We start from the raw sequence: 19,208 nt of genomic DNA, 5'->3' as shown, positions 1-19,208 counted from the left end.
AGTTGGTAAACGTCAGGTGTCGACCACATGACCGGCCCGGTCGTACACTTTGTACGTTTCGCGGCCGTTTCGGGGAGCGACGCAGTAGGTTCCGGTTCCCTGAAATGGGGTCGCATGAGGACCACAGCGATTCGCATCGTCGTGAAGGCACGCCGCCGGCTGGTGCGTGACGTGCTCTGTGCTTATCTCGCCGGGCGACCGGAGTTCATCGTGGTCGGACAGACCGGTCGTATCGAGGAACTCGCCGAGCTGTGCGTGCTCCGCCGGCCGGACGCCGCACTGGTGGACGTGGTTGAGCTGAACCTACCGGCGGTGGAGGCACTGCGCCGGGCACGGCTGGCCGCGCCGGCCACCGAGATCGTCGTCACCTACGCCGAGGCGGCGCCTTCGGCGCTGGAGGCCGCGGTGCGTGCCGACATCACGATGCTCGTGCCCTCCTCTCGCGGTTTGCACGCCGTGCTGCGTCCGCTGTCTGAACGTGCCGATCCCGTCGACCACTTGCAGCCGGACGCCCGCGCGCTCACCGAGTACGACATGCGGATCGTGTCGCTGATGAGCTGCGGGCACAGCGTCGCGGAGATGGCCGGCCTACTGGGAATCAGCCCGAGAACCATGGAGAACCACAAGCGGCGGCTGTACCTGAAGCTCAATGTCGGCAGCTCGCGCCACGCCGTCTTCCGGGCCAGCGCGCTCGGCCTGATCGACCCGCCGGCGGGCGGTCCGCACCGGATCGTCGACCGCAGGGAGCGGGGCCGCGCCCTGCTCACGGTGGTGCACGGGCAGGGTCCCAGCACCGACGGGGTGCTGTGCAGGCTCCTTCTGGCGAGGATCCCGTGGGTGCACAACCCGATACCGGAGTCGCTCGAGGAGGAGCACTGGGCGCGCTGGCAGCGGGGGCCGATGGTGTGGGTGCTGGTCGACCCAACGCACGAAGCCTGGGCGGTGCCGCCGATTGCCGGCGCGTACATCGTCGTGGTGCTCGCCAGGCATCCCGATCTGCCGACTCTCGTGGACATGCTGTCGCATGGTGCGCGCGCGGTCGTCCATCTCGATCACATCGACGATCTGGCGTCGGTGCTGTCCGCGGTGGTGCGCGGCTACGTCGCGATGGACGCCGCGCACCTGGAGAACATGACCGGCTGGATGGCCACGCGGCTCTCCGACGGTCCGACCGTGCCGGCGGCGCTGACCACCCGCGAGGCCGACGTCCTCGGCTCGATCGCGTGCGGTCACACCGTTCGGCAGACCGCCAGGGAGCTGGGTATCGCGGCGAAGACGGTGGAGAACACGCAGTCCCGGTTGTTCCGGAAGTTGGGCGTGCGCAACCGGGCCGAAGCTCTGACCGTCGCCAACCGGCTGGGCCTGCTCGACGCCGGCCGCCCGCCTGTGCCGAGCCCTCGACCTAGTCGTCCTCCACTGGTACCGCAAGCATCAGGGTCATCATGACCAGTCGACTTCTCGTCGCGGTGCTCTGCGCGGGGCTGTTCCTCGCCGGCTGCACCTCGAGCGCGAACGACCGGCCGAACAAGGAGACCACGGCGACTGAGCACGCCGCTCCGGTTACCGTCAGGCCGGAGTGCGTCGACGTCGCGGACAAGGCGAACGAGTTCCTCAGCCGGGTCGTCCGGCTGGCCGACGGCGACTCGACTGCCCGACAGTTGCGCGCCGCGGCGGACGGCCTGTCCGACTCGTTCGACGAGGTCAAGGCGGCCGTGGGACCCGACGCCGCCGCGGACCTGGACGAGGCCGGGCAGGCTCTCGCACGGGCGCGTGACGCGCTCGCCGCGCGGCCGGTCGACACCGCCGGGCTGCGGACGGCCGCGAACGACCTACTCACCTCGCTCGGCGACGCGGCCGCCGTCTGCACGCCGGACTCGACCACGACGTCCACAGAGGACCCGACCGGTACCGGGACGACGCCGGCCCCGTCAACGAACCCGGACCTCAGCACGCCCACACTGGATCCGACGTACTGACTCCGCCGCGGCCGGAGAACTAGTCCGACGTGTTCAGAAGACGTCCCGTCCGAGCTCGGGGAAGGTTCACCCGACCACGTCCGATGCCTCGCGATCGCATGCCGCAAACGACGCGCCGCCACGTCCGCCCGCTCACGGGCGTTGACGACGGCATCACCAGCCAGTTCGCGGTCGCCCGGCCGGGCTGCGGAAGGTGAGCCAGTCGGTCCGGGCACCCGTGCCAGCCAAGCCCGTAACTCGACCACCCGGTTCCCGGCCTCGTCCGCACGCCGACGAGCCGCGACGGCCTGATCCTCGAAACGTCTCGTGTCGTCGTCCTGACCGTGAACGCCCATCGGCATACCGTTCGCACGCGGCGGCACGCGGATGCCATGCGCCTGCAGGTGGCGGCGCCGCTGGCGATCTTCCGGACTCGAGCCGGGTCCGGCCGGATCCTCGGCCCTAGGCAGTACGAGGGCAGTAGGCTGCGGTGATGGCCGAGTCGGGGAACATCAGGCACGTCCATCCGGGTGGGCCTGCCGACACGGCTCACCTCGGTGATCCTTTTCTGCAGGTCGTTCGGTTGCCCGGTCGGCAGGGGCTGAGCGTGCTCGGCGAGGTCGACCTGACGACCCACCGCAGGTGGGAGCGCGCGTTGGAGTCGCTGCTCGCCGCCGACACCTCCGCGCGGCTGGATCTGTCCGGACTGTCGTTCATCGACGCGTACGGAGCGGCCGCGTTGGTCGCTGCCGCGCAGCGGATGACGTCCGACACGACTTTGACGTTGTACCGGCCGCCGCTGTGCCTGCGGCGCATACTGGACATGTTGTGGCCGGGCGAGCTGCCCGTGATCACCATCGAGGACGAGGAGGCGGAATGAGCGCAGCCGCCCCTGCTCCGGCTGAGGTGTCCCCGGCCGAGCCGTTCGTGCACCCGGCGTTGTTCTACCGGGGCAAGGCGGAGTACCTGGCTGGGACCGTGCCGTTCGTGCGGGACGGGCTCGCCGCCGGCGACGCGGTGGCGGTGGCCGTACCCGGTGGCAACCTCGAGCTGCTGCGCGCCGAGCTCGGGCCGGACGCCGAACGGATACGGCTGTTGGACATGACTCAGGCGGGCCGCAATCCCGGCCGGATCATCCCTGGCGTGCTGCGGACCTTCGCCGACGCTCACGCCGATCAGCCGGTACGCATCATCGGGGAGCCGATCTGGCCGATGCGATCGGAACTGGAGTATCCGGCCTGTGTCCAGCACGAGGCGCTGATCAACATGGCGTTCACGGGCCGAGATGTGACGATCCTGTGCCCCTACGACGCCGACCGGCTCACCCCGACCGTGCTGGCGGATGCCGAAGCGACCCACCCGGTCCTCATCGACGGCAACGGGCAACGGGACAGCCGCGCATACTCCCCCGACCAGATCGTCGCCACCTACAACCGAACCCTGCCCGAACCGGCCGAGTCGCCCCTGGTTGTCGAGGTCGCGACCGCCGCGGACGTCGCGCAGGGTCGACGGCTGGCCCGCACCCGTGCCGGCGACGCCGGCATGCCGGACGACCGCATCGTCGACGTAGAGCTAGTGGTCACCGAGTTGCTCGCCAACAGCATCGATCACGGCGGCGGCTCGGGCACGATGCGGCTCTGGACCAGCGACGGTCAACTCGTCCTCGAGGTCCGCGACCACGGCTTGCTCACCGACCCCCTGGCCGGACGCCGTCCCGCTCGCCCCGGCCAAACCCGCGGCCGCGGCCTGCTGCTCGTCAACCACCTCGCCGACCTCGTCCGAGTGCACACCCACAACGACGGCACGACCCTGCGCGCCCACTTCCACATCTGAACCACCCGCCCATGGCACGACCCGGTCGTGGCACGGCCGACGGGGACAAGAAGCCGACCAGGTTCAGCAGACTGGACTGCGCCGAGGATCGATGACGGTGACCGCGAGGGCGCGAGCGGCGTCCGATGTGACTTGCGTCGGGCTGGTGATTGAGGCAGCGTGAGACGTGGGAGAGCCGGGAAGTCTGGTCGGCAGTCCGTGTTGTCGACCGCTGGAGTCTCGTGCGCAACTCTCGTCACTCTGCTCAGCAGCCCGCCTCGTCGTCGCGCCGGTTGCTGCTCGGTCGCGGCTCCTGGCCGGAAGTACGACGCATCGGCGACATCCTCCGCGCGGAGACGGTCGGCGGCGTATTGCTCGCGGTGGCCGCGGTCGCGGCGCTGGTATGGGCGAACTCGCCATGGCGGGCGGCGTATTTCGCGCTCGGCGATGTGCGGGTGGGTCCTGCTGCGCTGCACCTGGACCTGACGCTGGCGCAGTGGTCCGCCGACGGGCTGCTGGCGATCTTCTTCTTCGTGGCCGGGCTCGAGGTCAAACGCGAGTTCGTCGCCGGTGACCTGCGGCACCTACGTCAAGCGGTGCTGCCGGTGTCCGCCGCGGTGGGTGGCATGGCGCTGCCGGCCGTGGCCTATGCCGTGGTGAACCTCGGCTCGCCCGAGACGTTGACGGGCTGGGCGATACCAACGGCAACCGACATCGCGTTCGCGCTGGCCGTACTGGCACTGATCGGCACGCACCTGCCCGCGGCGCTGCGCGTCTTCCTGCTCACCCTGGCGGTGGTCGACGACCTGGTCGCCATCGTGGTCATCGCCGTGGTCTACACCGCCGACCTCGCGGTGCTGCCGCTGCTGCTCGCCCTGGTGCCGTTGGCGTTGCTCACCGTTCTGGTGCAGAAGCGGGTGCGGTCGTGGTGGCTGTTGCTGCCGCTGGCCCTGCTGACCTGGGTACTGGTGCACGAGTCCGGCGTGCATGCCACGGTGGCCGGCGTACTGCTCGGGTTCGCCGTGCCGGTGCGACGGCGCGCCGAGGGAGAGGGCCCGGGTCTTGCCGAGCATTTCGAGCACCGGTGGCGGCCGCTGTCGGCGGGCGTGGCCGTGCCGGTGTTCGCGTTCTTCGCCGCCGGAGTGTCGATCGCCGACTCCGGCGGGCTGGGCGCCGCGCTCGGCCAGCCGGTGACCATCGGCGTCATCGCCGGCCTGGTGCTGGGCAAAGCCCTCGGAGTGTTCGGCGCCACCTTCCTGGTCCATCGCTTCACCCGCGCCCAACTCGCCGACGGACTCAGCTGGTGGGACGTGCTCGGCCTCGCGTTACTGTCCGGCATCGGGTTCACCGTCTCACTGCTGATCGGCGAACTGGCCTTCGGCACCGGCTCGGACTGGGACGCCGACGTGAAGATCGGCGTACTGCTCGGGTCGGCGACCGCGGCACTGCTCGCCGCCGTGGTGCTCCGCACCCGCAACCGCGTCTACCGCCGCGTGTGCGCCGAAGAGGAACGCGACACCGACCAGGACGGAATTCCCGACGTGTACCAACGAACCTGAGCGCTCAGACCGCCCGCTCGGCCGCCAGAGCAGCCAACCGCCACGGACACCTGGCCGATGTGTCTCGGAGGCTGATGGAGATCACCGGCCGGGGTCTCGGACGAGGCCCGGGCCTGCCGGGGTGTCGTCGAGGTGCGGGTGTGGCAGCACGGCGGTCTCGGCCTGGGCTGGTGTGGTGTGTGGGTAGAGCACGAGCAGCAGGAGGATCGCCGCTGCCCCGCCGGCGAGTTGGGTGAGGATGAACAGCGGTGCCGAGGACGGGGCGATGCCGGCGAAGGTGTCGCTGAACATGCGGCCTGTGGTGATCGCGGGGTTGGCGAAGCTGGTGGAGGAGGTGAACCAGTAGGCCGCGCCGATGTAGGCGCCGACCGCGGCGGGGGCTCGCTCGACGCGACCGGTGCGGACGAGGGCGAAGATCAGTAGGACGAGTCCGAGAGTCGCGACGAACTCGGACAGTCCGTGTGCGGCGCTGGCCCGGTGGGTGGTGCTGATGCTGACCGGATCGAGCTCGAACATGGCGTTGGCCAGTACCGCGCCGGCGACGCAGCCACTGAGCTGGGCCGGTGCGTAGGCCGCCAGCTCTCGCCAGGACAGTCCACCGAGCACGGCGTCTACCAGTGACACCACCGGGTTGAAGTGCCCACCGCTGACCGGACCGAACATCAGGATCAGTGCGTAGAGACCGACGGCGGTCGCGGCGGCGTTCTCCAGCAGCTGCAGGCCGACATCACCGGGTGAGAGGCGTCGGGCCGCGATGCCGGAGCCGATGACCAGTGTCGCGAGCAGCAGGCTGCCGAGGAACTCGGCGAACGTTTTGCGAGCCAATCGGCCCATGGACTCTCCATTTGTGCACGAACGTGGACGGATGCTGCGAATCGTGTCAGGACAGGCGGACGAGGGCGCGGCTGCCCATCGTTCATGGTGGTGATGTCGCTACCCGCAGTACTCAGGGGGCGGCGCGGTGGGGGTCGTCACGGAACGGACCGCCGGGCTGGAGTAGGGCGGAGATGAGGTCCAGGGGTTCGGGGCGGACGCGGTACCAGCTCCAGGTGCCACGTCGTTCGCGGGAGAGCAGGCCAGCCTGGACGAGGATCTTCAGGTGGTGCGAGAGCGTGGACTGCGGCATGTCGAACTCGTCTGCGAGGTCGCAGAAGCAGGCTTCGCCGGTCGGGGTCTGACGGACGAGGGCGAGCAGCTTGACCCGGATCGGGTCGGACAGGGCCTTGAACAGGGGCGCGGCGTCGGCAAGAGCGTCGAGGTGGGCGTCGGGGTGGGCGGGGTTGTCCTCACCGGGCAACGCATCCAGCAGTACCACCCCGTTCCTGCGCTCGAGCACGGCCTCGCCTGCGTCATGATGACATGGTGCTCAACCAGTATGAACGTCCGGTGAACGCTTGGCGGGTGTGGCCTGAGCAGGAACGCTGCGGGTCTCTTGGTCGTCTGGCGTGTCGGCGGAGGGGACGGTGAACTGGTAGCCGAGACCTCGGATGACCTTGATCCATCGCGGGTCGTGGTCGTGGTCGCCGAGACGCTTGCGCAGTCGCATCACGTGCACGGTCAGGCTGTTGCTGCTCACGCCGTGCTTGTCGCCCCACACGGCCCGATTCAGTTCCGTGCGTGTCAGCACGGCGCCGACGCGTTCGGCGAAGTAGCGGAGGAGGAGGAACTCCTGCGGCGGGAGTTGCACGAGGCGTCCGTCCAACCAGAACTGGGGCACGGCGCCGTCGATCCGGAGCCGGCCGAGGTCGATCACCATCGGTCGCAGTTCCACCTCGTCGGGTTCCCGCGCGAACGAACGGAGCAGGCCGAGCAACCGTCGCGCCGGGTACGGACGCTGGACGACGGCGGTGGCCCCCAGCTCCGCGGCTTGGGCGGCGAGGTCACCGGATCCGGCGCCGGCGCCCACGATGATCGGCAGCTCGCGGTCGACCTCGCGGACGATGGACAGGAACTCCGCGGCGCCCAGCCGACCCGACGCGGGCCCGAGCACGACGGCGTCCGGGCAGGTGCGGCCGACCTGCAGCAACGCCACGGCTGGGTCGGTGCACAGGTGCACCTCGACCGGCTGCCCGACGAACGCGTCGATCAGCTCGTGCGCGATGTCGGTGTCGTGCTCGACGAGCAGCACGGCGAGCCGGTCCTGCGTACGCGCGCGGGCCGCCATGCAGCCACGTCGCCGCGCGTGGAACTGGGTGTTGTCCGATTCCCACCCCTGGGTGAGGGTCCCCGGCATGGCGGTTCAGCCGAATCGACCGGTGATATAGGCCTCGGTCCGCCGGTCGCTCGGGTTGGCGAAGATGTGTTCGGTGGTGTCGAACTCGACCAGGCGCCCGATGCGGTTGCCCTGTTCGTCGGCCTCAGCGGTGAAGAAGGCGGTGCGCTGGGAGACGCGGGCGGCTTGTTGCATGTTGTGCGTGACGATGATGATCGTGAACCAGGTGGCCAGGTCGTTCATCAGGTCCTCGATCTTGGCGGTGGCGATCGGGTCGAGCGCTGAGCAGGGCTCGTCCATGAGGATCACCTCGGGGGAGGTGGCGATGGCACGGGCGATGCACAGCCGCTGTTGCTGGCCGCCGGACAGTCCGTAGGCGTTCTGCTTGAGCTTGTCCTTGACCTCCTCCCACAGGGCGGCGCCGCGCAGCGCCTGCTCGACGACGGCGTCCATGCTCTCGACGTTCATCCCGGTGACCCGCGGGCCGTAGGCGACGTTGTCGTAGATGGACTTGGGGAAGGGGTTGGGCTTCTGGAACACCATGCCGACACGGCGGCGCAGCTCGATCACGTCGACGTCCGGGCCGTACATGTCGATGCCGTGGTAGGTGATCCGGCCGTGCACCCGTGCGCCGGGGATGAGGTCGTTCATCCGGTTCAGGCAGCGCAGCACTGTGGACTTACCGCACCCGGACGGGCCGATGAGCGCGGTGATCTCCTTGCTGCCGAACGCGAGTTCTACGTCGCTGACGGCGAGGAAGTCGCCGTAGCTGACACCGAGTTCGTGCGTGGTGATCACCCCGTCCGGCTCGGAGATCGGCATCCGGGGCGTCTGGTGGTGGGCAATCTCGACGAACAGCCGCTCGCCCTGATCGTCTACTTCGGATGCTCGCTGATCGTCGGTCACGCGTGTGTGCTCCGCTCGGCTCATCGGGCTGGGGTCCTCTCGGGATTTGTCACGGTGGTCACCAGCGTCGCTGGAATCGGTTGCGCAGCCAGATCGCGAGCCCGTTCATCACGAGCAGGATGATCATCAGCAGCAGGATCGTGGACCAGAGGAGCTGCTCCATCTCGATGCCGGGCAGTGACACGAAGCGGTAGATCTGCACCGGCAACACCGTGTAGCGGTCGAGCACTCCTTCGGGATTGACGGTGACGAACACCGTGGCACCGACCAGGATCAGCGGTGCGGCCTCGCCGATGGCGCGGGACAGCGCGAGGATCACGCCGGTGGCGATGCCGGACACGGCGGCGGGCAGAACCTGTCGCCACGTGGTCTGCCACTGGGTCGCACCGAGTGCGAGCGACGCGTCGCGGATCTCCCGAGGCACGGCACGCAGCGCTTCCCGCGTGGTGATGATCACCACGGGAAGGATGAGCAGGGCGAGTGCGACCGACGCGGCGATGATGACCGCGCCGACGGAGACCGGGCCGCGGACCACGAACGCGAGCGTGAGGATGCCGTAGATGATCGACGGCACGGCGACCAGGTTCTGGATGTTCAGCTCGACGAGCCTGTTCCACCACTTCGTGTCGTCGGCGTACTCCTCCAGGTAGATCGCCGCGCCGATGCCCAGCGGCAGGGCGAGGACGATGGTGCCGCCCATCACCCACAAGGTGCCGAGGATCGCCGACTGCACTCCAGCGGTCTCCGGGCGCAGCCGCGAGGGCTGGTTACCGATCAGGTTGGCGTCGAACCGGTGCCAACCCTCGGAGACGATCACCGCGAGCACGATGAGCAGGAACACGCACGCGACGGTGAGGCACAGCCACAGCAGGGCCGCGAACACCGCGGACCGCACGTCGGTTCGGCTGCCGCGGGTGAGTCGCTCGGTGCCGGCCGGCGGGGAGAGGGTGAGGCTCATCAGTAGGCCTGCCTGAACTTGCGGACCAGCCAGATGCTGATCGCGTTGATCAACAGCGTGAGGATGAACAGCAGCGCGCCGACCGCGAACAGCGAGTAGTACACCGGGCTGCCCTGCGGTGCGTCACCGCTCGCGACCTGCGCGATGAACCCGGTCATCGTCTGCGCACCCACCAGCGGATCCAGAGTGAACTGCGGTTGGTTGCCAGCCGCGATCGCGACGATCATCGTCTCGCCGACCGCGCGGGAGATGCCGAGCACGATCGCGGCGACGATTCCCGACAGCGCCGCCGGGAACACCACTCGCAGCGTGGTCTGCATACGGTTGGCACCTAGCGCGTAGGAGCCCTCGCGCAGCGCTGCCGGCACCGCGGACATCGCGTCCTCGGACAGCGACGCCACCGTGGGGATGATCATGAAGCCCATCACGATGCCCGGCGAGAGGTTGTTGAAGATGCCCGCGCCCAGCAGGTCCCGCAGGATCGGGGTCAAGAACAGCAGCGCGAACACGCCGTAGACCACCGTCGGCACGCCAGCGAGGATCTCCAGGATGGGTTTGAGGACCCTGCGCACCCGCCGGTTGGCGTACTCGGAGAGGTAGATCGCCGCGCCGAGGCCGAGCGGCACCGCGACCAGCAACGCGATCACGGTCGTGGTCAGCGTCCCGAGCACCAGCGGCAGCACGCCCCAGTCCTTGTCGGTCCACGACGCCTTGTCGCCGAACCCGGCGGTCCAGCTGGTGCCGGAGAGGAACTCGCCGATGCCGACGTTGCTGAAGAACGTGCCCAACGGGGCCAGCAGCGACACCACGATGCCCGCCGTGATCACCACGGACAACAACGCCGAGGCGGCCAGCAGGACCTTGATGATCCGCTCGCCGATCCGGCTGCGTTGTGTGCTCAGGTCGAGCGGGGTGTCGGGCGGCGGCGGGCCCCCCGCTCCGGGGGAGCCCGCCGTGACTGGACCAGTGGTCACTTGCTGCCGGCCTTCGACTTCAGGTCGGCGAGCTCGGACTGCGCGGTCTTGATCTGGTCGTCGGTAAGCGGGATGAACTTCGCGACCTCGACGATGTCGGGGTTGTTCTCCAGGTAGAACTCCGCGAAGGAAACCACCTGCGGCTTCTTCAAGCCGGCGTCGGAGACGTAGATGAACAGCGGCCGGAACAGCGGCGTGTAGCTCTGGTCCTGGGCCGTCTCAGCCGACGGCGCGACGCAGCCGCCGCCCCCGTCGATCTCGACCGCCTTGAGCTTGTCCGCGTTCGCCTCGAGGTAGGAGTAGCCGAAGTAGCCCAGCGCGCCCTTGGTCGCCGACACACCCTGCACCGTGACGTTGTCGTCCTCGGTGGGGTTGTAGTCGGTGCGGCTGGCGCCCTCCTCGCCGTTGACCTTCTCGGTGAAGTAGTCGAAGGTGCCCGAGTCCGAGCCTGCGCCGAACAGTTCCAGCGGCTCGTTCGGGAACGACGGGTCCACCTGGTTCCAGTTCTTCACCTTGGAGTCCGGTTCCCAGATCTTCTTGAGCTGTTCGACGGTCAGGCAGTTGGCCCAGTCGTTCTCGTTGTTCACCACGACGCTGAGCGCGTCGTTGCCCACCAACAGCTCGGTGTAGGCGATGTTGTTCTCCTTGCAGATGGCGATCTCGGAGTCCTTGATCGGGCGCGACGCGTCGGAGATGTCGGTCTCCCCGGCGCAGAACTTCTCGAACCCACCACCGGTTCCGGACGTGCCGACGGTGACGTTGGCGTCCGGGTTCTCCTCCATGAACAGCTCCGCGGCCGCCGAGGACAGCGGCTCGACCGTGCTGGACCCGTCGATCACGACCGCCCCCGAGACGGTCTCGCCCTCGCCACCACCGGAGCCACCGCTACCGCCGTCATCGGAGCCACCGCAGGCGGACAAGGTCAGTCCGGCTGCCACAACAGTGGCGAAAACACCGGCCGCGGCACGCGCCCGCGAGAGTTGGCGGATGGTCACTTGGATTGCCTCCTGCGTAGGAACCCCGACCGCGGTCGGGACGTTCGGGTGCCCCTCGGTCAAGGAACGACTGAATCCAATAGTTTCGTTCTAAACGCCGCGTGAACGCGAGGTGAAGCTGACGACTCGGATTGAAGAATCTCGCTCCAGCGGCGGGTCGGTCAGTCGACCAGCGCACTCGGTCTCGCGAGCAACGCGTGCGCGGCGTCGAACTGCTCGGGCACGAGCGCGTACCAGGCCCAGGTGCCGCTTCGCTTCCGGCGCACGAGTCCGCTGTCGACCAGCACGGCAAGATGATGACTCATCGTCGACTGACTCAACCCGACCACGTCGACGAGGTCGCACACGCACGCCTCGCCTGCCGGAGCGGCGTGCATCGCCGCGAGCAGCCGCAGCCGGACCCGGCTACTCATGGCCCTGCACACGGCGGCGATCGCAACGGCCTCCGAATCCGGGATTGCGCAGCTCAACGGCATGCGCGGCCGGGTCCCACAGCTCTCGACGAGGTCGAGCCCGCGCCCGGTCGGGGTCGTCACGACGCCAGGGTAGGTCATCGACCAGTCGAAGTCGATGCGAGCGTTGACACGCGGTCAGACCGACTGATTCGCTATATCGGAAGATGCCGATACAGTCGGATGTCCGCAGGGGGTCCCCGATGACCAGCGCCCCGCATGTGCCGCACCGCCACGTGGCAGACCAGTTGGACCGTATCGCCGACGAGCTCGCCGACACGTTTCGCGGCGTGTTCGCATCGGACACGGTGACCAGGTTCGTCTACGAGACCCACGCCCTGCTCGACGAGCACGCGACGATCAAAACCCATCTCGTGACTCTCACCGGCCGGTTCGCCAAGCAGCGGCTCACCGACTACGGCCACCAGCAGGGTCTGACCAGGGTCACCGTGCCCCAGGTGCTGTTCGTCTGCGTGCACAACGTCGGCCGCTCGCAGATGGCCGCCGCGCTGCTGGACCACCACGCCTTCGGCAAGGTCACCGTCCGCTCGGCCGGCTCCCAGCCCCAGGGCGCCATCCCGGAAACCGTCACGACCGCCCTCGCCGAGCTCGGTGTCGGTCTGGCCGAGGCCTACCCCAAGCCGCTGACCGACGAGGTGGTGCGGGCCGCCGACGTCGTGGTCACCATGGGGTGCGGCGATACCTGCCCGGTCTACCCCGGCAAGCGCTACCTCGACTGGCAGGTCGCCGATCCACTCGGCAGGCCGCTGGAGCAGGTCCGGCCCATCCGGGACGACCTCGACAGGCGGGTGCGCAGTCTGCTCACCGAGCTCCTCGACGGCTGAGGGCGCCACCACCTCCTGAGCTCCACCACCGGAATGCCACCACCGGAATGCCACCACCGGAGTTCCACAGTGTTCACTTCGATCGGGCACTATCGAAACAGGAGCCCGCGCCGATCCGAGGAGTACACGGTGGCCCACACGCCCGAGGTCCTGTTCGTCTGCGTTCACAACGCCGGGCGCTCGCAGATGGCCGCCGCCCTGCTGCAGCACCACGCGCTCGGCCGGGTCGCGGTCCGCTCCGCCGGCTCCGAGCCCGCCGAGAAGGTCAACCCGGCCGCGGCCGAGGCCCTCGCCGAGTGGGGCCTGGACATCGCCGCCGAGATCCCCGCCAAGCTGTCCACGGCGGATGTGGAGGCGGCCGACGTGGTGATCACCATGGGCTGCGGCGACGCCTGCCCGATCTTCCCCGGCAAGCGCTACCTCGACTGGGACCTCGTGGATCCGGCCGGCAAGAGCGTCGGGGCCGTGCGCCCGATCCGAGACGACATCGACCGCCGCATCCGCGGCCTCCTCGCCGAACTTCTCGACACCTGAGCTCTCACATACCAGTCACGAGTTCGACGACGCTGAGACGGTGCCTCAGGCGACTGCTTCCTCGGCGGGCATCAGCACGGCCGCGAGCCGGCGCATGGCGTCCGGGACCGCGCGGTAGTACACCCAGGTGCCCCGACGTTCGCCGGTGATCAGGCCGGCCTCGCGCAGCACCTTGAGGTGATGGGAGATCGTCGGCCCGGTCAGCGCGAAGGCGCCGGTCAGGTCACACACGCACGCCTCGCCACCCTCGGTGGACGCGATCAGCGACAGCAGCCGGAGCCGGATCGGATCGCCCACTGCCTTGAACCCGCGGGACAGTACATCCGCCTGGCCGGGTGTGAGCGGCTCGTGGTCCAGTGGCGCGCAGCACGCATCCAGCTGCTGGTCGATCAGTTCTCGATTCGACACACCTCTATCTTGACGTACGTCGAATCAACCGGCAAGCTGTTAGACAACCATCTAAACAAGGCGGTGCCGCATGAACGACAGCGAGCTGCGCGAACAGGTCCGCGACCGCTACGCGGCGGCGGCCATCGCCGTGAGCACCGGCTCCGATGCGAGCTGCTGCGACAGTTCGTGTGGCGACTCCTGTTCGCCGGCCGGTACCGCCTACGAGCTCAGCGACCGGACGGCCCTGCCCGCTGACGCGCTCGCCGCCAGTCTCGGCTGCGGCAACCCGCTGGCCGTAGCCGAGCTCCGCGAGGGCGAAACGGTGCTCGACCTGGGCTCGGGCGGCGGCATCGACGTACTGCTCTCCGCGAGGCGGGTCGGCCCGAGCGGCAAGGTCTACGGGCTGGACATGACCGACGAGATGCTCGCGCTCGCCGTCGCCAACGCACGCGAGGCCGGCGCCACCAACGTCGAGTTCCTCAAGGGCACGATCGAAGCCGTCCCGCTCCCCGCGAACACCGTCGACGTGATCATCTCCAACTGCGTGATCAACCTGTCCACCGACAAGCCCGCCGTGTTCACCGAGGCCTTCCGCGTCCTGCGCCCCGGCGGACGTTTCGGCGTCAGCGACATCCTTGCCGAGGACCACCTGACCCCAGCCCAGCGCGCCGAACGCGGCGCGTACGTCAGCTGTCTAGCGGGTGCCGCGTCCTTCTCCGAGTACCGGACCGGCCTGGCCGCGGCCGGTTTCACCGCCATCGACATCACGCCGACCCACGCGGCCGCGGACGCGATGCACTCGGCGATCGTCCATGCCCGTAAGCCACCGACCGGTTGACGTTGACAAGCACGCACCCGCCTCAGTAGATATTGGCTCAGTGACAGCTGAGACAAGCGCGGATCTGCAACGCCGGGTGGCGATCCATGCCGCCCTGGCCGACCCCGCGCGTCTGTCCATCATGGACCTACTGCAGGTCGCCGATGCGGCGCCCTCAGAGCTGGCGACACTGTTGTCGATGCCGTCGAACCTGGTGGCACACCACCTTGGCGTGCTCGAGAAGGTGGGACTGATCCGCCGATCGCGGTCGGCGGGTGACCAGCGGCGGATCTACCTCAGCGCGGTCGATACCAAGCTGGGACCGTTGACCCCGGCCCCGGCTCCGGCGCGCACCGCGCCGCGGCTGGTGTTCGTCTGCACGCACAACTCGGCCCGCTCTCAGCTGGCGGCTGCGCTGTGGCGCCGGCACAGCGAGGTACCGGCGACCTCCGCGGGCACCGACCCGGCGCCGCGGATCCACCCCGGCGCGATCGCCGCGGCACGGCGTCACCAGCTGCCCATCCGTACCTCCGCGCCACGCCGGGTGGGCGAGGTGCTTCGTCCGGACGATCTGGTCGTCGCGGTGTGCGACGCAGCGCACGAGGCGCTGGACACCGGGCTGCGCCGCCTGCACTGGTCGATCGCGGATCCCGCCGCCGCCGGCACCGACGAGGCGTTCGACCAGACCGTGGACTCCCTGACCGAACGGGTACTCCGCCTCTCCCCGACCGTCAGGCGAGTTCCGCGCTCGACACCGGCCCGAAGGACACGTCAGAACCGGCCGGCATGACGGTCGGCGCAGCGCGACTCAGCGAACGTCAGTCATGAGAGCGCGCTCGCGGGTCTGGGGATTGTCAGCACGGACAGCACTGCCGCAGCTGCAGCAAGTCCACCGAGGACCAGGAACATGGTGTGGTAGCTGCCGAGCACATCGGCCAGCGCGGCACCGGCGAACGGCGCCGTCGCCATCGTGATCGTCATCGGCGCGGAGAGCAGCCCGGTGAGGTGGCCGTAGTAGCGGCGGCCCCAACGGTCGGTGACGGCGGTCGCCTGCAGCAGGGTGAACACGCCACGGGCCATGCCCGCCACCACCGCCCCGACGGTCAGAGCCACGACGGTCGCGAGCACGCCGAGCGCGGCCGTGGTCAGTGCCAGCGCTGCGAGGATCGCCACGGTGCGCGCCAGGACGCTGGTGTGGCGCACGATCGCGGCGTAGCCGAGGCGGCCGACAACCTGCCCGGCGCCGCCGAGCCCGAGGGCGACCGCGGCGACGCCAGTCGAGATGCCCCGCTCGGTGAGCAGCGGCACGAGGTTGATGACCGCGGCGAACGTCGCGAGCGCGGCCAGGCTCATCACCACCGCCAACGCGAGAAACGTGCCGCTGCGCGCGGTGTGCCGCGGGTCGGTGTCCACGCGACCGGGTTCGGGCCGCGGCGGCCAGGGCTGGCGCAGGCCGAACCAATGCGCCGGGACGGTGATGGTCGCCAGGATCGCGGCGAGCACGAGATAGGTGGTCCGCCAGTCCAGGTGCGCGACGAGCGCGGCGGTCAGTGGGGCGAACACAGTGCTCGCCAGACCGCCGGCCAGGGTCAGGATCGTCAGCGCCCGCACCGGGTCCGGGCCGTGCCAGCGGGTCAGTGCGGCGAACGCGGGCGGATACAGCACGGCACCCATCGCCATTCCGGCCACCAGCCAGGCCGCGACGAACCACAGCAGGTTCTGCGCCGTGGCGACCAGAACCACGGCCGGCACGGCGAGCACCGAGCCCGCCGTCATCACAGTGCGCGGGCCGTGTCGGTCGATCCGGCGGCCGACCGGGATCCCGACGAGCGCGGCCACCAGCTGGCTGGCCGACAGCGCGGCGGTGATCGCCGCCGTCGACCAGCCGGTCGCCGCGGTGATGTCACCTGCCAGCACCGGGAACGCGTAGTAGAGCACGCCCCAGCTGGTGATCTGTGTCGCGCACAGGGTCGCGAGCACCACCCGCTTCCCCGTGCGCGACACCTCCCCCGACGCGGCAGGCGTCGTGGCGTCGCGCGGACCGGTCACCGCGCCGGCGGCGCGGCCAAGGTCAGCATCTCGGGTGCGGTCTCCAGGACGGTGACGGGGCCGCAGCAGCCACCCGCCTGGTCCTGGGCCTGGTCCTGTGCCGGCTCGTCGAACACCCCGGCGCCGCCGCACACCCCGGTCTCCGGGAGCACGAGCTCCACCCGCTCCGCCGCCGCGCGGTCACCGGCGAGACTGGCGGCGATCGAGCGGACCTGCTCGTAGCCGGTCATCGCCAGGAACGTCGGCGCGCGGCCGTAGCTCTTCATACCGGCCAGGTAGACGTTCGGCTCCGGGTGGCCGAGTTCCTTGACACCGTGCGGGTACACGGTGCCGCAGGAATGCACGTTCGGGTCGATGAGCGGTGCCAGCGCGACCGGCGCCTGCAGCGTCGCATCCAGTTCCAGCCGCAGCTCCGAGAGCCACGACAGGTCCGGCCGGAAGCCGGTCAGCACGACCACCGCGTCCACACCGGACACCCGATGCCCGGCGCCGGACACCAGTGTCAGGTGCCCCTCGGCGTCGCGCTCCACTGTCTCGGTGCGGAATCCGGTCACCACCTCGACGTGGCCCGCGGCCACCGACTGCTTCGCGCGCAACCCCAGCGCACCGCGCGCAGGCAGCTGATCGGCATCGCCGCCGCCGAAGACGTCACCCACCGTGCCGCGGCGCAGCACCCAGCTGACCCGCGTCCCGGTGTCCGCGAGACCGGTGAGCGCGACCAGCGCGGTCAGCGCCGAGTGTCCACTGCCGACAACGGCGACGTGCTGGCCGACGTACCGTGCCCGCACGGCCTCGTCGGTGAGATCGGGCACCCGGTAGGAGATCCGGTCGGCGGCGTCGTGCTCGCCGAGCGCGGGCAGCCCGTCACCGCCGAGCGGGTTCGGCAGCTCCCAGGTCCCCGAGGCATCGATCACCGCGCGGGCGGTGATCCGCTCCTCCCGACCGTCACGATGCCGGACGTGCACCGTCAACGGCTCGGTCTCGCGGCCGACGTCGACAACCCGGTCGCGCCCGCGGCGGGCCACGCCGACCACCTCCGCGCCGAACCGGACTCGCGCGCCCAGCACGTCGGCCAGCGGTCGCAGATAGCGACTCGCCCACTCCTCCCCCGTCGGATACTCCGCCCCGACGGGCCGCTCCCACCCCGTCGGCTCGAGTAGCCGACCGGCGGCCGGGCCGACGAGCTCCGACCACGGCGAGAACAACCGCACGTGGTGCCACGCGGCGACCGCCGCGCCGGCCCGATCCGCCTTCTCCAGCACCAGCGGCTCCAGGCCACGTGCGGCCAGCTCGGCCGCCGCGGCCAAACCCACCGGCCCGGCACCGACCACGATCACCGGCAACGCCGACATCTCCCACTCCCATTCATCGATGCCGCTCGATCGACTGCGGCAGAGGCTATCGACCTGACTCGACGAACACAACCATCGATCAGGATCGATCATTGAGTCACGGTCCGCGACCGGCAAGCCGACCGCGGGTGACAGCCCCCGCGCCGCAGGGATCTCGACGACAGCTGATTAGACACACTTCTATATTGACACTTGTCGAATCAACCTGCAAGCTGTCGCCCAGAAGATTTAGACAGCTATCTAACCAAGGAGCACGACATGAGCACGTACGCCACAGTCGGCAACGTCACGCCCGTCACGACCGACTGCTGCCACGACACCGTCACGGCCGAGACCACTGAGACCGACCCGGCGGTTCGCGGATGTTGCGGCAGCGCTGAGGCCACTGCCGCAGGGCGGTGCTGCACCCCGACCGACCGGGCGCAAGCCATCGACGCCGGTCGCGGATGCTGCGGATAACGTCGGCGACAGCTGACGCCATCGCCTCTGACCACCTGAACAAGTTGACCTACCATCGACCTACGTCGATAATCATGCGTCATGACGTCGACCGTCCCGCCCGCGCAAGTCCTCCCGGACGCGGAGGCGGCGACCTACGCCGAATGGTTCGCCTGCCTGTCCGAACCGAACCGGGTGCGGCTGCTGCACACGGTCGCCATCGCGCCGGGCGGGATCAGCGTGGGCGCCCTGACCGAGACGCTCGGCATCAGCCAGTCCACCTGCTCCCACCACGTCCGCAAACTCGCCGACGTCGGGTTCCTGCTACTGCACAAGGAAGGCGCCAGCACCCGGGTGACGGTGAACCAGGCCTGCTGCGTCGGCCTGCCGCACGCAGCGGACGCCGTGATGGGACTACTCGCGCCGCGCCCCTGCTGCCCGGCCGACGTGCCCGAGGACGTCACCGTCCGCGCGCTCGAACCGCGTGACTGGCCCGCCGTGCGGCGCATCTACGCCGAGGGCATCGCCACCGGCATCGCCACCTTCGAGACCACCGTCCCCAACCGCGCCAGCCTCGAGGCGAAATGGCTACTCGGCCACCGCTGGGTAGCCGAGGTCGACGGCGAGGTCGCCGGCTGGACCGCGCTCGGCCCCGTGTCCACCCGCGAGTGCTACTCCGGCGTCGCCGAAAGCTCCATCTACGTCACCGAACGACGGCGCGGCCGCGGAGTCGGCAAGGCCCTCATCCGCCAGCAGGTCGTGGCCGCCGACGCGGCCGGGCTGTGGACGCTACAGACCGCGATCTTCACCGAGAACCGCGCCAGCATCGCCCTGCACCACTCCGCCGGCTACCGCATCGTCGGCGTCCGCGAACGCATCGCCCAACTCCACGGCACCTGGCACGACACCGTTGTCATCGAACGCCGTGCCGACACCGTCACCGACCCTGTCACGAGCTGA

At 69.5% G+C, this 19,208-nt stretch carries 21 protein-coding genes; 10 read left to right on the top strand and 11 right to left on the bottom strand.

Translation table 11 applies throughout. The annotated features are described in order from the left end of the window. Nucleotides 1-27 precede the first annotated feature (27 nt). The 5 genes from ACRDSK_RS05895 (at nucleotide 28) to nhaA (ending at nucleotide 5,326) form a co-directional block, all read left to right on the top strand. Nucleotides 28-1,446 carry a LuxR C-terminal-related transcriptional regulator gene (locus ACRDSK_RS05895; RefSeq protein WP_431438908.1) on the top strand — a complete coding sequence of 473 codons (1,419 nt, stop codon included), beginning with the start codon at nucleotides 28-30 and terminating at the stop codon, nucleotides 1,444-1,446. Continuing rightward, nucleotides 1,443-1,976 carry a hypothetical protein gene (locus ACRDSK_RS05890; RefSeq protein WP_431438907.1) on the top strand — a complete coding sequence of 178 codons (534 nt, stop codon included), beginning with the start codon at nucleotides 1,443-1,445 and terminating at the stop codon, nucleotides 1,974-1,976. Before ACRDSK_RS05895 ends, ACRDSK_RS05890 begins: the two co-directional genes overlap by 4 nt. A 562-nt stretch (nucleotides 1,977-2,538) precedes the next feature. Continuing rightward, a complete protein-coding gene (locus tag ACRDSK_RS05885; RefSeq protein ID WP_431438906.1) occupies nucleotides 2,539-2,835 on the top strand; it encodes an STAS domain-containing protein in 297 nt (98 codons plus the stop codon). After that, the gene (locus tag ACRDSK_RS05880; RefSeq protein ID WP_431438905.1) at nucleotides 2,832-3,788 is read left to right on the top strand and encodes an anti-sigma factor RsbA family regulatory protein; all 957 of its coding nucleotides are present in this window, start codon (nucleotides 2,832-2,834) and stop codon (nucleotides 3,786-3,788) included. The genes ACRDSK_RS05885 and ACRDSK_RS05880 overlap by 4 nt, the downstream gene beginning before the upstream one ends. 221 nt (nucleotides 3,789-4,009) lie before the next feature. Further along, nucleotides 4,010-5,326, top strand: a complete 1,317-nt coding sequence (gene nhaA, locus ACRDSK_RS05875) for a Na+/H+ antiporter NhaA (protein WP_431438904.1) — start codon at nucleotides 4,010-4,012, stop codon at nucleotides 5,324-5,326. 81 nt (nucleotides 5,327-5,407) lie between these two features. Here the strand turns inward: nhaA and ACRDSK_RS05870 are convergent, their stop codons facing one another. The 8 genes from ACRDSK_RS05870 to ACRDSK_RS05835 all read right to left on the bottom strand — a co-directional run bounded on the left by ACRDSK_RS05870 (nucleotide 5,408) and on the right by ACRDSK_RS05835 (nucleotide 11,907). After that, complete coding sequence (locus tag ACRDSK_RS05870) at nucleotides 5,408-6,160, bottom strand: aquaporin (RefSeq protein ID WP_431438903.1); 753 nt, start codon at nucleotides 6,158-6,160, stop codon at nucleotides 5,408-5,410. 112 nt (nucleotides 6,161-6,272) lie between these two features. Next, the gene (locus ACRDSK_RS05865) at nucleotides 6,273-6,662 is read right to left on the bottom strand and encodes an ArsR/SmtB family transcription factor (protein WP_431438902.1); all 390 of its coding nucleotides are present in this window, start codon (nucleotides 6,660-6,662) and stop codon (nucleotides 6,273-6,275) included. Nucleotides 6,663-6,692: 30 nt separating this feature from the next. Further along, a complete protein-coding gene (locus ACRDSK_RS05860) occupies nucleotides 6,693-7,490 on the bottom strand; it encodes a response regulator transcription factor (protein WP_431438901.1) in 798 nt (265 codons plus the stop codon). A gap of 75 nt (nucleotides 7,491-7,565) precedes the next feature. Beyond that, entirely contained in the window at nucleotides 7,566-8,360 is a 795-nt protein-coding gene (gene pstB / locus ACRDSK_RS05855) for a phosphate ABC transporter ATP-binding protein PstB (RefSeq protein WP_431438926.1), read from the bottom strand. A gap of 142 nt (nucleotides 8,361-8,502) precedes the next feature. After that, nucleotides 8,503-9,402 (bottom strand): phosphate ABC transporter permease PstA, encoded by a 900-nt coding sequence (gene pstA / locus ACRDSK_RS05850; protein ID WP_431438900.1) that lies wholly within the window; start codon nucleotides 9,400-9,402, stop codon nucleotides 8,503-8,505. Next, complete coding sequence (gene pstC / locus ACRDSK_RS05845; RefSeq protein ID WP_431438899.1) at nucleotides 9,402-10,376, bottom strand: phosphate ABC transporter permease subunit PstC; 975 nt, start codon at nucleotides 10,374-10,376, stop codon at nucleotides 9,402-9,404. The genes pstA and pstC overlap by 1 nt, the downstream gene beginning before the upstream one ends. Then, on the bottom strand, nucleotides 10,373-11,314 hold the full coding sequence (locus ACRDSK_RS05840; protein WP_431438925.1) for a PstS family phosphate ABC transporter substrate-binding protein: 942 nt from the start codon (nucleotides 11,312-11,314) through the stop codon (nucleotides 10,373-10,375). The genes pstC and ACRDSK_RS05840 overlap by 4 nt, the downstream gene beginning before the upstream one ends. Nucleotides 11,315-11,532: 218 nt before the next feature. Then, entirely contained in the window at nucleotides 11,533-11,907 is a 375-nt protein-coding gene (locus ACRDSK_RS05835) for an ArsR/SmtB family transcription factor (protein ID WP_431438898.1), read from the bottom strand. A 119-nt stretch (nucleotides 11,908-12,026) separates the two neighbouring features. On the opposite strand from ACRDSK_RS05835, the gene ACRDSK_RS05830 reads away from it, so the two are divergent. Together ACRDSK_RS05830 and ACRDSK_RS05825 are read left to right on the top strand one after the other, a co-directional pair. After that, entirely contained in the window at nucleotides 12,027-12,668 is a 642-nt protein-coding gene (locus tag ACRDSK_RS05830) for an arsenate reductase ArsC (RefSeq protein ID WP_431438897.1), read from the top strand. Between the two features lie 129 nt (nucleotides 12,669-12,797). Then, entirely contained in the window at nucleotides 12,798-13,202 is a 405-nt protein-coding gene (locus ACRDSK_RS05825; RefSeq protein ID WP_431438896.1) for an arsenate reductase ArsC, read from the top strand. A gap of 45 nt (nucleotides 13,203-13,247) precedes the next feature. Here the strand turns inward: ACRDSK_RS05825 and ACRDSK_RS05820 are convergent, their stop codons facing one another. Beyond that, complete coding sequence (locus ACRDSK_RS05820) at nucleotides 13,248-13,610, bottom strand: ArsR/SmtB family transcription factor (RefSeq protein ID WP_431438895.1); 363 nt, start codon at nucleotides 13,608-13,610, stop codon at nucleotides 13,248-13,250. Nucleotides 13,611-13,680: 70 nt separating this feature from the next. On the opposite strand from ACRDSK_RS05820, the gene arsM reads away from it, so the two are divergent. Then, entirely contained in the window at nucleotides 13,681-14,430 is a 750-nt protein-coding gene (gene arsM, locus ACRDSK_RS05815) for an arsenite methyltransferase (protein ID WP_431438894.1), read from the top strand. 40 nt (nucleotides 14,431-14,470) lie between these two features. Beyond that, complete coding sequence (locus ACRDSK_RS05810) at nucleotides 14,471-15,199, top strand: helix-turn-helix domain-containing protein (RefSeq protein WP_431438893.1); 729 nt, start codon at nucleotides 14,471-14,473, stop codon at nucleotides 15,197-15,199. A gap of 32 nt (nucleotides 15,200-15,231) precedes the next feature. On the opposite strand, the gene ACRDSK_RS05805 is transcribed toward ACRDSK_RS05810, so the two are convergent. Next, on the bottom strand, nucleotides 15,232-16,458 hold the full coding sequence (locus ACRDSK_RS05805; protein WP_431438892.1) for an MFS transporter: 1,227 nt from the start codon (nucleotides 16,456-16,458) through the stop codon (nucleotides 15,232-15,234). Continuing rightward, nucleotides 16,455-17,810: an FAD-dependent oxidoreductase gene (locus tag ACRDSK_RS05800; protein WP_431438891.1), complete on the bottom strand. Its 1,356-nt coding sequence runs from the start codon at nucleotides 17,808-17,810 to the stop codon at nucleotides 16,455-16,457. Before ACRDSK_RS05800 ends, ACRDSK_RS05805 begins: the two co-directional genes overlap by 4 nt. A 540-nt stretch (nucleotides 17,811-18,350) precedes the next feature. On the opposite strand from ACRDSK_RS05800, the gene ACRDSK_RS05795 reads away from it, so the two are divergent. Next, nucleotides 18,351-19,208: a helix-turn-helix domain-containing GNAT family N-acetyltransferase gene (locus ACRDSK_RS05795; protein WP_431438890.1), complete on the top strand. Its 858-nt coding sequence runs from the start codon at nucleotides 18,351-18,353 to the stop codon at nucleotides 19,206-19,208.

The organism is Actinophytocola sp. (assembly GCF_050699915.1).
GTDB lineage: Bacteria > Actinomycetota > Actinomycetes > Mycobacteriales > Pseudonocardiaceae > Actinophytocola.
The sequence above is the reverse complement of the archived record's forward strand: the minus strand, read 5'-3'. Positions and strand labels throughout refer to the sequence as shown.

Excerpts from the sequence above, each read along its gene's own strand:
- arsM (WP_431438894.1), top strand. The coding sequence starts at position 13,681 with ATGAACGACAGCGAGCTGCGCGAACAGGTCCGCGACCGCTACGCGGCG.
- pstA (WP_431438900.1), bottom strand. The coding sequence starts at position 9,402 with ATGAGCCTCACCCTCTCCCCGCCGGCCGGCACCGAGCGACTCACCCGC.
- ACRDSK_RS05795 (WP_431438890.1), top strand. The coding sequence starts at position 18,351 with ATGACGTCGACCGTCCCGCCCGCGCAAGTCCTCCCGGACGCGGAGGCG.
- pstB (WP_431438926.1), bottom strand. The coding sequence starts at position 8,360 with ATGCCGATCTCCGAGCCGGACGGGGTGATCACCACGCACGAACTCGGT.
- ACRDSK_RS05870 (WP_431438903.1), bottom strand. The coding sequence starts at position 6,160 with ATGGGCCGATTGGCTCGCAAAACGTTCGCCGAGTTCCTCGGCAGCCTG.
- ACRDSK_RS05890 (WP_431438907.1), top strand. The coding sequence starts at position 1,443 with ATGACCAGTCGACTTCTCGTCGCGGTGCTCTGCGCGGGGCTGTTCCTC.
- ACRDSK_RS05860 (WP_431438901.1), bottom strand. The coding sequence starts at position 7,490 with ATGGCGGCCCGCGCGCGTACGCAGGACCGGCTCGCCGTGCTGCTCGTC.
- ACRDSK_RS05800 (WP_431438891.1), bottom strand. The coding sequence starts at position 17,810 with ATGTCGGCGTTGCCGGTGATCGTGGTCGGTGCCGGGCCGGTGGGTTTG.
- ACRDSK_RS05830 (WP_431438897.1), top strand. The coding sequence starts at position 12,027 with ATGACCAGCGCCCCGCATGTGCCGCACCGCCACGTGGCAGACCAGTTG.
- ACRDSK_RS05895 (WP_431438908.1), top strand. The coding sequence starts at position 28 with ATGACCGGCCCGGTCGTACACTTTGTACGTTTCGCGGCCGTTTCGGGG.
- ACRDSK_RS05880 (WP_431438905.1), top strand. The coding sequence starts at position 2,832 with ATGAGCGCAGCCGCCCCTGCTCCGGCTGAGGTGTCCCCGGCCGAGCCG.